The 12,808-nt window shown below is 60.8% G+C and carries 12 protein-coding genes; 7 read left to right on the top strand and 5 right to left on the bottom strand.

What is annotated here, in order from left to right; translation table 11 throughout:
* Positions 1-36: 36 nt before the first annotated feature.
* Positions 37-1,071, top strand: a complete 1,035-nt coding sequence (gene selD / locus CAF65_RS26450) for a selenide, water dikinase SelD (RefSeq protein WP_085718936.1) — start codon at positions 37-39, stop codon at positions 1,069-1,071.
* Complete coding sequence (mnmH, locus tag CAF65_RS26445; protein ID WP_085718935.1) at positions 1,071-2,174, top strand: tRNA 2-selenouridine(34) synthase MnmH; 1,104 nt, start codon at positions 1,071-1,073, stop codon at positions 2,172-2,174. Before selD ends, mnmH begins: the two co-directional genes overlap by 1 nt.
* A gap of 138 nt (positions 2,175-2,312) precedes the next feature.
* Here mnmH and CAF65_RS26440 read toward each other — a convergent pair whose 3' ends face one another.
* Positions 2,313-2,984, bottom strand: coding sequence for a histidine phosphatase family protein (locus tag CAF65_RS26440; protein WP_085718934.1), 672 nt, complete (start codon positions 2,982-2,984; stop codon positions 2,313-2,315).
* Positions 2,985-3,353: 369 nt separating this feature from the next.
* Here CAF65_RS26440 and CAF65_RS26435 point away from each other — a divergent pair, with 369 nt between their 5' ends.
* Both CAF65_RS26435 and hemB read left to right on the top strand, forming a co-directional pair.
* Positions 3,354-4,064: a glutathione S-transferase family protein gene (locus tag CAF65_RS26435; protein WP_085718933.1), complete on the top strand. Its 711-nt coding sequence runs from the start codon at positions 3,354-3,356 to the stop codon at positions 4,062-4,064.
* Positions 4,065-4,107: 43 nt separating this feature from the next.
* Positions 4,108-5,082, top strand: coding sequence for a porphobilinogen synthase (gene hemB, locus CAF65_RS26430; protein WP_085718932.1), 975 nt, complete (start codon positions 4,108-4,110; stop codon positions 5,080-5,082).
* 42 nt (positions 5,083-5,124) lie between these two features.
* Here hemB and CAF65_RS26425 read toward each other — a convergent pair whose 3' ends face one another.
* Complete coding sequence (locus tag CAF65_RS26425) at positions 5,125-6,660, bottom strand: FAD-dependent oxidoreductase (protein WP_085718931.1); 1,536 nt, start codon at positions 6,658-6,660, stop codon at positions 5,125-5,127.
* Between the two features lie 137 nt (positions 6,661-6,797).
* On the opposite strand from CAF65_RS26425, the gene CAF65_RS26420 reads away from it, so the two are divergent.
* Positions 6,798-7,892, top strand: a complete 1,095-nt coding sequence (locus CAF65_RS26420) for a DUF1615 domain-containing protein (protein WP_085718930.1) — start codon at positions 6,798-6,800, stop codon at positions 7,890-7,892.
* Between the two features lie 76 nt (positions 7,893-7,968).
* Here the strand turns inward: CAF65_RS26420 and CAF65_RS26415 are convergent, their stop codons facing one another.
* On the bottom strand, positions 7,969-8,370 hold the full coding sequence (locus CAF65_RS26415) for a hypothetical protein (RefSeq protein ID WP_085718055.1): 402 nt from the start codon (positions 8,368-8,370) through the stop codon (positions 7,969-7,971).
* A 261-nt stretch (positions 8,371-8,631) separates the two neighbouring features.
* On the opposite strand from CAF65_RS26415, the gene CAF65_RS26410 reads away from it, so the two are divergent.
* On the top strand, positions 8,632-9,255 hold the full coding sequence (locus CAF65_RS26410; RefSeq protein ID WP_085718929.1) for a glutathione S-transferase: 624 nt from the start codon (positions 8,632-8,634) through the stop codon (positions 9,253-9,255).
* A gap of 73 nt (positions 9,256-9,328) precedes the next feature.
* Here CAF65_RS26410 and CAF65_RS26405 read toward each other — a convergent pair whose 3' ends face one another.
* A complete protein-coding gene (locus CAF65_RS26405) occupies positions 9,329-9,769 on the bottom strand; it encodes a CBS domain-containing protein (RefSeq protein ID WP_008021710.1) in 441 nt (146 codons plus the stop codon).
* Between the two features lie 231 nt (positions 9,770-10,000).
* Between CAF65_RS26405 and CAF65_RS26400 the strand changes: the two genes are divergently transcribed.
* The gene (locus CAF65_RS26400; protein WP_178076749.1) at positions 10,001-12,361 is read left to right on the top strand and encodes a DNA polymerase II; all 2,361 of its coding nucleotides are present in this window, start codon (positions 10,001-10,003) and stop codon (positions 12,359-12,361) included.
* Here the strand turns inward: CAF65_RS26400 and CAF65_RS26395 are convergent.
* On the bottom strand, positions 12,326-12,796 hold the full coding sequence (locus CAF65_RS26395; RefSeq protein ID WP_085718927.1) for a DUF1810 domain-containing protein: 471 nt from the start codon (positions 12,794-12,796) through the stop codon (positions 12,326-12,328). The two genes, CAF65_RS26400 and CAF65_RS26395, sit on opposite strands and share 36 nt — an antisense overlap.
* Positions 12,797-12,808: the final 12 nt, after the last annotated feature.

Genomic DNA, 12,808 nt, shown 5'->3' with positions numbered 1-12,808 from the left:
CTAGAATCGGCCTCATTGACCCAATGAGGTACCCCCATGAGCGAGCCGATTCGCCTGACCCAATACAGCCACGGTGCTGGATGCGGTTGCAAGATTTCCCCTCAGGTGCTGGAAGTGATCCTGGCCGGCAGCGGGGCGCAGAACCTCGACCCGAAACTCTGGGTCGGCAACGCCTCGCGCGACGACGCGGCGGTGTATGCGATCGACGAAGAGCGCGGAGTGGTCTCGACCACGGACTTTTTCATGCCGATCGTCGACGATCCCTTCGATTTCGGTCGAATTGCCGCCACCAATGCCATCAGCGACATCTATGCGATGGGCGGCGATCCGTTGATGGCGATTGCGATTCTGGGCTGGCCGGTGAACGTACTGGCCCCGGAAATTGCCCGGGAAGTGATACGCGGCGGCCGTTCGGTGTGTGACGAGGCGGGCATCCCGCTGGCAGGTGGGCACTCCATCGACGCGCCAGAACCGATCTTTGGCCTGGCCGTCACCGGTCTGGTGGAAAAGCGCCATATGAAGCGCAACGACACTGCCACAGCCGGTTGCCTGCTCTACCTCACCAAGCCCCTGGGCATTGGCATCCTTACGACGGCCGAGAAGAAGGGCAAGTTGCGCAATGCCGACATCGGCCTGGCCCGGGACTGGATGTGCACCCTGAACAAACCCGGCAGCCGTTTCGGCAAGCTCGACGGCGTAACCGCGATGACCGATGTCACCGGTTTCGGCCTGCTCGGGCACCTGGTAGAAATGGCCGACGGCAGCCAGCTCACGGCGCGTATCGAATATGCCCGCGTACCGCGCTTGCCGGGTGTCGAGTATTACCTCGAACAGGGCTGCGTACCGGGCGGTACGCTGCGCAATTTCGACAGCTACGCGAGCAAGCTCGGGCGGCTCCAGGAACTGCACAAACGCGTTCTCTGCGATCCGCAGACCAGCGGCGGCCTGCTGATTGCCGTAACGCCGCAAGGCAACGAGCAGTTTCTCTCGGTGGCCGCCGAACTGGGCCTGAGCCTGGAACCGATCGGTGAACTGGTCGAGCGACAGAGCAACGCGGTCGAGGTGATTTGATGTCTGTCGACTGCACCGATTACCGCGACATCTTCCTCAACGACCGGCCCATGATGGACACCCGCGCGCCAGTCGAATTCAACAAGGGCGCGTTTCCCGGAGTGATCAACCTGCCGTTGATGAATGACCTTGAACGCCAGCGGGTCGGCACGTGCTACAAGCAGCATGGCCAGCAGGCGGCCATCGTGCTGGGGCATCAACTGGTGTCGGGCGCGGTCAAGGCCGAACGCATCCAGGCCTGGGCCGATTTTGCCCGGGCGCATCCCGATGGCCTGCTGTACTGCTTTCGCGGCGGCCTGCGCTCGCAGATAGTCCAGCAATGGCTCAAGGACGAGGCGGGCATCGATTACCCTCGGGTGGGCGGCGGCTACAAGGCCATGCGTACCTTCCTGCTGGACACCCTCGATCAAGCCGTGACCCAGTGCGATTTCGTCCTGTTGGGCGGCATGACCGGCACGGGCAAGACCGAGGTGCTCAAGCAATTGGGCAACAGCGTGGACCTTGAAGGTCATGCCAACCATCGCGGCTCCAGTTTCGGCAAGCGCGCCACGGGTCAGCCATCGAACATCGACTTCGAAAACCGTTTGGCCGTGGATGTACTGAAAAAACGCGCCAGGGGCATCGAGCAGTTCGTATTGGAAGACGAAAGCCGCGCAGTCGGCAGTTGTGCGTTGCCATTGCCGCTGTACCAGGGCATGCAGCAGTTTCCGATGGTGTGGCTGGAAGACAGCCTGGAAGGTCGGGTCGAGCGGATCCTGCGCGATTACGTGGTGGATCTATGCGCAGAATTCATCGACGTGCATGGCGAGGAGGGCTTTGCGCTGTTTTCCGAACGGTTGCTGACGAGCCTGAACAATGTGCAGAAACGCCTGGGCGGCGAACGTCATCGGCGCATGCTGGTTTTGATGGAAGAGGCATTGGCGGAGCAGGCCCGCAGCGGCGCGGTGGATCTGCACCGCGGCTGGATCGAAGGATTGCTGCGCGAGTATTACGATCCGATGTATGCGTTTCAGCGGGAGAAGAAGGACGCGCGGATCGAGTTTGCCGGGGAGCGAGGGGCGGTTCTCGAGTATCTGCGCGAGCGAGTGAATCAACGAAAGTGATGTAGGTTTTACTGGCCCCTTCGCGAGCAGGCTCGCTCCTACAGTAGATCTTCATTGAGTACAGTTTTTGTGTTCGACGCAGATTCAGTGTGGGAGCGAGCCTGCTCGCGATGGGGCCCGATCAAGCAATGCACAACCTCAGGTCGGGCAGGTTTCCGGGCCATTGTTCAGGCCTTGCTTGTACACATGGCTCTGCACACTGGCCTTGCCGTTGTGCCAGGTCAAGGTGAGCACATACAGCGAGTCATAATCGCTGGATTCCCAGTCTTGCATGAGGGTCATTTTCTTGCCGGTGGCTTCACCGGCCACCGTGTTGATCAGCTCCGGCAGGTAGCCGTGTGACCAGGCGGTGTAGATGACCGAGTTGTGATATTTGTCGTGAAGCAGTTCTTCGGCCAGGTCGCTGGTGTCATTGGCGGAAAAATCGATGTTCACCGGCAGGCCCAGCTTGATCGCGCTGGGGCTGATGGTCATCAGGGGGCGGATGTAACTGTAGGAGTTGTCGAACTCGCCTTCCTCGACGTTACGGGTCGGGTTCGCCGCAAACACATAGTTGGCCTTGCCAAACTTTTCCGGCAGCAGCGTCGCCAGGTCGATGGCGCGGTTCAGCCCCTGGCAATTGAGCTGGCCCAAGCCGCCGGCGGGTTTTTCCCCGTGGCGCAGGAAAACCAGCGTCTGGATGCCATCCATCGGCTGGGCGCGGCTTTGGCTGGCCTCCAGCGACAGAAACAGTGCGCTGACCGCCAGCAAAGCGGGCAACAGCAGGTAGGCGCGATGTCTGAAGCGGTTGGCAATATTGAACAAATTCATGAGTAAAGAGTTCTTCAGCGCAATTCGGTTAAGGCTGACAAACCTTTACACCACGATTTTCCTGCGTCGGGTGTTTTCCATGTCGTTGAAACCGGTCCGTTCTCAAAAGGGGGGGTGCTCAGAGTCCTCTCAGTCCGTTTGGTTCGATTCCGGTCGAAAGCGCAGCAATGTACCGGTAACCGTCAACGGGTTGCAGTGAAGGTTATCGACAGGATGTTGCGAAATTGTGGACACGCTACACCTGATGGGGTTGAAACAGTCGTGATCTCTTTTGATCTCGTCTATCAGCGAGATTAATGGCTGCAAGGGATCGCTGAGCCGCTATCTCCATTATGATCGTCACTCTCAATGTCTTCGTGGATCCAGCCCATGACCGATTTATCCGCATTCCCCATCACCCGCAAATGGCCTGCCCAATACCCGGAGTGGATTCAGCTGTACTCCTTGCCGACCCCCAACGGCGTCAAGGTCTCGATCATGCTTGAAGAGATCGGCCTGCCGTATGAACCTCACCGGGTAGGCTTCGACACCAACGACCAGATGTCCCCGGAATTTCTTTCACTCAACCCCAACAACAAGATCCCGGCGATCCTCGACCCCCACGGTCCGGACGACCGGCCATTGGCGCTGTTCGAGTCGGGAGCGATCCTGATCTACCTGGCCGACAAGAGCGGACAACTGCTGGCCCAGGAATCGGCAGCGCGCTACGAAACGATTCAGTGGCTGATGTTCCAGATGGGTGGCATTGGCCCGATGTTCGGCCAACTCGGGTTTTTCAACAAATTCGCCGGCAAGGACTACGAAGACAAACGTCCCCGTGACCGCTACGTCGAGGAAAGCAAACGCCTGCTCAAGGTGCTCGACGGCCGCCTTGAAGGGCGCGACTGGATCATGGGCGAGCGCTACACCATCGCTGACATCGCCACCTTCCCGTGGGTGCGCAACCTGATCGGCTTCTATGAAGCCGGCGACCTGGTGGGCATTCAGAGCTTCCCTAACGTCACGCGGGTGCTGGAACGCTTCCTGGCGCGGCCGGCGGTGGTCCGCGGGTTGCAGATTCCAAGTCCCGTCTCCAACTGATCCACCGCTCCCACATTCCGTCCTCTGAAATTCAGGAATACCCATGTCCAGTCAGTTCCCCGAAGCACGCCCACGCCGTCTGCGCCGCAATGCGAGCCTGCGCAGCCTGTTCCAGGAGACCGAGTTCAGCTTGAACGATCTGGTGCTGCCGATTTTCGTCGAAGAAGAAATCGACGACTTCGTGCCGATCAAGAGCATGCCCGGTGTGATGCGCATCCCCGAGTCGAAACTGGCCGGCGAGATCGAGCGCTACGCCCGCGCCGGGATCAAGTCGGTGATGACCTTCGGCGTGTCCCATCACCTGGACAGCAGCGGCAGCGACACTTGGCGAGATGACGGCCTGGTCTCGCGCATGTCGCGCATTGCCAAGGACGCGGTGCCGGAAATGATCGTGATGTCCGACACCTGTTTTTGCGAATACACTGACCACGGCCATTGTGGCGTGTTGCACGACCATGAAGTCGACAACGACCAGACCCTGATCAACCTCGGCAGGCAAGCGGTGGCGGCGGCCCGTGCCGGTGCCGACGTGATCGCCCCGTCGGCGGCGATGGACGGGCAGGTCCAGGCGATTCGCCGGGCCCTCGATGATGCCGGCTTCACCCAGACGGCGATCATGGCCTATTCGACCAAATTCGCCTCGGCGCTCTATGGCCCGTTCCGCGAGGCGGGTGGCAGTGCGCTCAAGGGCGATCGTAAAAGCTACCAGATGAACCCGATGAACCGCCGCGAAGCGGTGCGCGAATCATTGCTCGACGAACAGGAGGGCGCCGATGCATTGATGGTCAAGCCTGCCGGTGCGTACCTGGACATCATCCGCGACATTCGCGAAGCCTCGCGCCTGCCGCTGTCGGCGTATCAGGTGAGCGGTGAGTACGCGATGATCAAGTTTGCCGCCCAGGCCGGGGCCATCGATGAGGACCGCGTGGTGCGCGAGAGCCTGGGGGCGATCAAGCGTGCCGGGGCCGACCTGATCTTTACTTACTTTGCGATGGATCTGGCGCTGGCCGGGATCTAGGCATCAGCGCATATCGCTCCTACAAGGGGGGATGTGGTGTTCTCAGGGTGCGCCGAAAAACGGCCGGATACCGTGATCACGCAAGTACCGTTCGATCACTTTCGGGTCCGAGCAGGTCTCGGCGATTGCCACATAGGTATCGGGCCGTAACAGGTAAAACCCGTTGCGCCCCAGTCCCGCTGCTTCGAACGCCGGCCGCCAGTCGAACACGTGCAGCGGTAAATGGTGCTCGTGGCACCAGGCAATCATCTCGTCGCTGGTGTCGCCATAGACATGCACCTGCCAGGTCAGGCACTTGAGCGAATCGAAATTATCCCCCTCACTGTCATGGGCCCAGGGCAGGCGATCACCGCCATGCACGTGCCCGGCAACGCCTGTGCTCAAGGGCATGCCCCGATAATTCAGGGTGATCTGCGACACCGTGCGAAACAGGAACTCGCGGGAGGTTTCGAACGAGGTTATTTTCGGTATCAAGAGCGGTGCCAGGCGTGTCCGCAGCAAATCGGCCATCCGCCCCTCGGCGGTGATGAAGTTGAATACCCGGTCAGTGGTGGCCACCAGTCTGCGGGCGAAGGCGATACGCTCGGTTTCATAGGTGTCGAGCAATCTGGCCTCGGCACCACCGCTCAACACGGCCGCCAGTTTCCAGGCCAGGTTGATGGCATCGCCAATCCCGGTGTTCATGCCCTGACCGCCCGCCGGACTGTGCACATGGGCGGCATCACCCAGCAAAAACGCCCGGTCTTTGCGGAAGTGATCCGCCACCCGATGATGCACGCGATAGGTCGAAAACCAGTTCAGTTGCTCGATCTTCACCTTCATGTGCTCGATGGCCCGGCTGCTGACGTCCTCGAAGCGCAGGGTCTCGGCGTGTTCGGCGCGCTCGTCGCGCACTGTGCCGATCAGACGGGCACGACCACCGCCTCCCAATGGGAATACGGCGAGGAAGTCCGCCTCGTCGAGATCCACATGCAGTTCGCCGTTGAATGTCGGGCCGCTGGCCTGCACGTCGGCAACGTAGAAAATCTGTTGGTAAGTCCCGCCGGGAAACCCGGTATCCAGGGTCTTGCGCACAATCGACCGCGCACCGTCGCACCCGGCCAGGTAACAGGTCTGGCAGATTTCCTGTTGACCATCGGGCAGGTGCAGCGTGGCCGTGATGCCGTCTGCGGTTTGCTCGAAGCTTGTCAGTTCGGTGTTGCGTTCCACCGTAATGCCGAAGGCTTCCAGGCGCTCGATCAGCAGTCGTTCGTGTTCGTCCTGCGGGAAAATCTCGAGAAACGAGTAAGGGGTCAGGCCCTCGCCAATCTGAGACAGGGGCAGGCGCGCCACGGGCTCCCCCTTGACCCAGAAGTTGCCGGCCACCACCCGGTGGCCGTTTTGCACCACGGCGTCGTCCAGTCCGAGCTGGCGATACAACTCCAGTGTCCGTGCCTGGACGGCCAGCGCTCGGGACGTGGTGCCGGGGGCGGAGGTTTTGTCGACAATCCGCACGCGCACGCCCAGTTTGCTCAGCCACAACGCCAGGACCAGCCCGGTCGGGCCGGCGCCGATGATCAACACATCGCTGCGGTGCATGAGCCTGTCCTCCTCGCTACGTGGATAAAGTATGGTCCAGTCGGGGAGGGCGGCAACCATCGGACTACCGCGGCCGTAGCCGCTGGCATGCCATTGGTCGTATGGTTGACCCCGACCAACGGATCAGATGGAACGACATGCAAGCCAATAGATTGATCTCAAGCATCGCCGCCTTGCTGGTACTGGCCGGTTGCGGCAGTCAACGAACCCAGGAGCCGGAGGCGCGTAGTCCGGCCGAAGTGAAGGCCGAGATTGTGCGTTTGCTGCCGGCGAAAGCTGCCGATCCCCAGGGGTGGGCCACGGATATCCAGGTGGCGTTTACCGCGCAAGACATCTCGCCGACCACGAAAAACCTGTGCTCGGTGCTGGCCGTGACCGAACAGGAGTCGACCTTTCAGGTCGATCCGAGCGTACCGGGGCTGGGCAAGATCGCCCGCGACGAGATCGACCGTCGCGCCGCCAAGGCGCACATTCCAGGCCTGCTGGTGAGCGGTGCGTTAAAGCTCGATTCGCCCAATGGCAAAAGCTACAGCGACCGTCTGAATGCCGCGCGCAGCGAAAAGGAGCTGAGCGCCATTTTCGACGACTTCATCGGTATGGTGCCGATGGGCAAAAAACTGTTTGGCGGCTTCAACCCGGTGCATACCGGCGGGCCGATGCAGGTCAGCATTGACTTTGCCGAGCAGCAGGCCAAGGGTTATCCGTACCCGGTGAAGGGCTCGATTCGCCATGAAGTGTTTACCCGGCGCGGCGGCATGTATTTCGGCATCGCGCATTTGCTTGGCTATCCGGTGAGTTATCCGCAGCCGCTGTACCGCTTTGCGGACTTCAACGCCGGTTGGTACGCCAGCCGTAACGCCGCGTTTCAGAACGCGGTGAGCCGGGCGTCCGGTATCCCGTTGGCGCTGGATGGCGACCTGGTGCGCTACGGTTCGATCATGCCCGGCACCACGGAGCTGGCCGTGCGTACCCTCGGCAAGCAACTGGACATGCGCAATCCGACGATCCGGGAGCAACTGGAAGAGGGGAACACCCTGGCGTTCGAAGACAGCAAACTCTATCGGCGGGTTTTCGAGCTGGCGGAACGGGCCGAGGGGCGGCCGTTACCCCGTGAAGTGTTGCCCGGGATCATGCTGCAAAGCCCGAAAATCACTCGCAAACTCACCACCGCGTGGTTCGCCAAGCGGGTCGATGAGCGTTACCAGCGCTGCATGGCGCGGGCAGGGAAGTAATCGGGGCGTAAAAAAACATAAAAAACCCGGCGGGTGAGGCCGGGTTTTCGATGAGTCCTGCGCTAAAGCACTGCATTCAGACAGCGCGGCTTTCGATCAGGCGGTCAGAACCACCTTCGGCGACGCGGTTTTGCAGCAGCTTGTCGGAGCCACCTTCGGCAACGCGGTTCTGCAGCAGCTTGTCGGAACCACCTTCGGCAACGCGGTTCTGCAGCAGCTTGTCGGAACCGCCTTCAGCGACGCGGTTCTGCAGCAGTTTGTCGGAGCCGCCTTCGGCAACACGTTTCTCCAGCAGACGATCCGAACCACCTTCAGCCACACGATTCTCGATCAGGCGATCGGAACCACCCTCGGCCACACGGCTTTCAATCAGACGATCCGAGCCGCCTTCAGCGACCACAGGTTGAGCAGAAGTTGCGGCAAAAGCGTTAACTGCGAAAACCGAGAAAGCGATGCCGAGAAGGGTCTGGCGTTTCATGATGGTGTGCTCCGGGGTGCTGATGGGTTGGTATGGAGCAGATGTTACGCCGGGGATTTTTTAAGAGAACTTCATTGAAGTGATGGTGAACATCGACGGCAATGATAGGTGCGACGCCATACCTCTTGCGAGCGTGATGGTGCGATCGTCGGCCGGTCGCTGCGTGGCGGGTGGCGGCTTCTACACTGGATAGCTGGCGTGTTCGTCTACCGGGACGGTCGATGAGGCGCCACAGAGATCGCGGTGTACAAGGAGACGTTCATGTACCAGCTCTACGGTTATCGGAACTCCGGGGCGGCGGCCATCGAGGCCGCCCTTGAACTCTGTGATATTCCTTATCGCTTCATCGATGTCGAGACGTCTGCAGAGGCGGCCCAGGCGCTGGAGAAACTCAATCCGCTCAAACAGATTCCGACCTTGCAGCTACCCGATGGCGGCGTCCTGACCGAGAGTGCGGCGATCCTGATCCACCTCGGGCTGACCTTCCCCGCATCGGGATTGTTGCCGCAAGATCCGGCCGAGCGGGACCAGGCCATTCGTGGCCTGGCTTACATCGTCAGCAATTGCTATGCGGCCATCGGCATCATTGATTACCCCGAACGCTGGCTGGCCGAGGCGGATGAGGCGACCAGGCAGAACCTCATGGCGGGAGCCCGCCAGCGCCTGCACTGGAGTTGGGAAGTGTTTGCCGATCAGTTCTCGGGCGAGTTGTATCTGGGCAACGAGAAGCCAGGGGCCCTGGATGTGCTGGCGGCGGTGATCTCGCGATGGGCGGGCACTCGGGAACATTTGCGCAATGCCCGACCGGGTTTTTTCGCCTGGCTGGAACGCATCGACCGCCACCCGGCACTGGCACCGGTGTTCGCCAGGCATTGGCCAGCCTGAGAACACCACTTACCCTATGGGAGTGAGCAAGCTCGCTCCCACAGGTTTTTTGGGTGAATGTTGTGTCTGGGTCTCACTCCCCGCGAATGTACTGTTCCAGCTGGCGAATCAGTTCAGCCTGTTCGGCAATGGCTTCCTTCACCAGGTCACCAATCGACAGCAGGCCGATCAATTTGCCATTTTCCACCACCGGCAAGTGACGCAGGCGCTTATCGGACATGATGCCCAGGCAGGTATCCACGGTTTGATGGGTGTCGACGGTAATCACCGGTGACACCATGATGTCGCGCACCGGCGTGCCCACCGAAGAGCGGCCGTGCAGCACCAGTTTGCGCGCATAGTCCCGTTCGCTGATGATGCCCAGCACTTCATCATTGTCCACCACCAGCAAGGCGCCGACGTTTTTCTCGGCCATCTTCATCAGCGCTTCAAGCACCATGTGATCGGGTTTGATCTGGTGCACTTCCTGATTCTTCTGATCTTTGAGCTTGAGCAGTTGGGCGACGGTTTTCATGGTGGTTACTCGGGTGTTGTCGTTGTTCTTGAAGAATCGTAGACACAAGCGTTCAGGGCAAGGGCGAAAGCGGCAGATAACACGCAAAAAACGTCAATTGGCGGTTTTTCTTTGGCAAACCCTCATTTCAGGCCACAGGATTGATGTTGACCGCTGATACCGGCGGCAAGCGCGCTATCCCGACCGATGACGGGTAGAATCCCCCTCTGAATCAACGTTGAGGTTGCAGTGGTGGATCTACAGCAGGGCTTCGTCCTGACCCGGCATTGGCGCGATACCCCGGCCGGTACGGAAGTCGAGTTCTGGCTGGCGACCGACAGCGGTCCCCGGCGCATCCGCCTGCCGCATCAACCGTCGGTGGCGTTCATCCCTGCCGGGCAGCGTCAGCCGGCCGAAAGCGTTCTGCATGACGAGAAGAACGTCGAGCTCAGGCCCCTGGCCCTGCGGGATTTCGAACATCGCCCGGTCCTCGGACTTTACTGCCAGCAACATGGCCAGTTGATGCGCCTGGAAACCGCGCTGCGCCGGGCCGGTGTCGAGGTGTTCGAAGCCGACGTGCGTCCGCCGGAGCGCTACATGATGGAACGCTTCATCACCGCGCCGGTGCGCTTCAGTGGCACACCGAATGCCGAGGGCCTGCTGCTCGACGCACAGATGAAACCTGACCCCGGCTACCGGCCGAGCCTCAAACTGGTGTCCCTGGACATCGAGACCACGGCCCAGGGCGAGTTGTATTCCATCGCCCTGGAAGGCTGCGGCGAGCGTCAGGTGTACATGCTCGGTCCGCCCAATGGCGACGATAGCCAGGTGGATTTCCAGCTCGAATACTGCGATTCGCGGACCCTGTTGCTGAAAAAACTCAACGAATGGTTTGCCCGGTTCGACCCCGACGCAATCATCGGCTGGAACGTCGTGCAGTTCGACCTGCGGGTGCTTCACGAACATGCCCGACGCCTGGCGGTGCCGTTGAAACTGGGGCGTGACGGCGAGGAAATGCAGTGGCGCGAACACGGCAGCGGCAATCACTACTTCGCCTCTGCGGCTGGCCGCCTGATCATCGACGGTATCGAGGCCCTGCGTTCGGCGACCTGGAGTTTCCCCTCGTTCAGCCTGGAAAACGTCGCGCAAACCTTGCTCGGCGAGGGCAAGTCCATCGACAACCCGTACCAGCGCATGGACGAAATCAATCGCATGTTCGCCGAGGACAAACCGGCACTGGCCAAGTACAACCTCAAGGATTGCGAACTGGTCACGCGGATTTTCGCCAGGACCGAGTTGCTCACCTTTCTGCTGGAGCGGGCCAGCGTCACCGGTTTGCCGGCCGATCGCATGGGCGGTTCGGTGGCGGCGTTCACTCACCTGTATATGCCGCTGATGCACCGTCAGGGGTTCGTTGCGCCGAACCTCGGTGGTAAGCCCCCCGAAGCCAGCCCAGGCGGTTTTGTCATGGATTCGCAACCGGGGCTGTACGAATCGGTGTTGGTGCTCGACTACAAAAGCCTTTATCCGTCGATCATCCGAACCTTCCTGATTGACCCCGTGGGGCTGATTGAAGGGCTCAAACACCCGGACGATAGCGAGTCGGTACCGGGTTTTCGTGGCGCGCGCTTTTCTCGCACCCGGCATTGCCTGCCATCCATCGTCGCCCGGGTGGCCGAAGGCCGGGAAGCCGCCAAGCGCGAACACAACGCACCGCTGTCTCAGGCGCTGAAAATCATCATGAACGCGTTCTACGGTGTGCTCGGCTCCAGCGGGTGCCGCTTCTTCGACACGCGCCTGGCTTCGTCCATCACCTTGCGCGGGCACGAGATCATGCTGCGCACCCGCCAGTTGATCGAGGCCCAGGGGCATGCAGTGATTTACGGCGACACCGATTCGACGTTCGTCTGGCTGCGTCGCGCCCATGGTCAGCAGGAGGCGGCGCAGATCGGCCAGGCGCTGGTGGCGCACGTCAATCAGTGGTGGCGCGAGCATGTGCAGCAGGAGTATGGCTTGCAAAGTGTTCTCGAACTGCAGTTCGAAACCCACTACAAGCGCTTCCTGATGCCGACCATCCGCGGCGCCGAAGAAGGCAGTAAAAAGCGCTACGCTGGACTGGTCACCCGTGCCGATGGCAGCGACGAAATGGTCTACAAGGGCCTGGAAACCGTGCGCACCGACTGGTCGCTGCTGGCCCGGCAATTCCAGCAAGAGCTCTATTCGCTGATCTTCCTGCGCAAGCCGTACCAGGATTATGTGCGTGACTACGTGCGCAAGACCCTGGCCGGTGAATTCGATGACCGGCTTATCTACCGCAAACGCCTGCGCCGCAGCCTTGACGACTATCAGCGTAACGTACCACCCCATGTTCGCGCGGCACGCCTGGCCGACGAGTACAACGACCGGCAGGGTCGCCCGCGGCAATACCAGAACGGCGGCTGGATCAGCTACGTGATCACCGTCGCCGGCCCTGAACCGCTGGAAGTGCGCAGCGCCCCCATCGATTACGACCACTACATCACCCGGCAACTGCAACCGGTGGCGGACGCGATACTGCCGTTTGTCGACGACGACTTCTCAACCCTGATTGGGGGGCAACTGGGCCTGTTTTGAGTCCATCAGCGACAAGGTCCAGTCATCCAGGATGCCGTGGAAGTACTGGTTCAAGGCTTGCTGGAAAAGGCTGTCGTCGGCGGCGACCTGGGCAAACAGGGTCATCGAGGAATGAAATTTCAGGTCGTCGGGATGACCAAAAATCCCGGCCACCGAACGCTCCCGGATGTTCAGCACTTCCTGGGTGCAGGTGCGTAGCCGGGTGCCCAGCAACGGATGCTCAAGGTAGGCCAGGGCTTCCTCCCGCGAGTGGATGGCATAGCGGCGCGACATCTCGCTGTCGCCGAGCCCGGCAAACTGCGGAAAGATGAACCACATCCAGTGACTGCGCTTGTGCCCATTGTTCAGCTCGGTTTGAACCCGGTCGAATACCGGTTCCTGAGCGTGGAGAAAGCGTTGCAGATTGAACGGGTCCAGGTGGTCGGTGCTTCTCATGGCGAAGCTCTC

Source organism: Pseudomonas sp. B28(2017) (assembly GCF_002113025.1).
Taxonomy (GTDB): Bacteria; Pseudomonadota; Gammaproteobacteria; order Pseudomonadales; family Pseudomonadaceae; genus Aquipseudomonas.
Note: the sequence above shows the minus strand (reverse complement) of the source record. Positions and strands in the feature narration are given on the sequence as shown.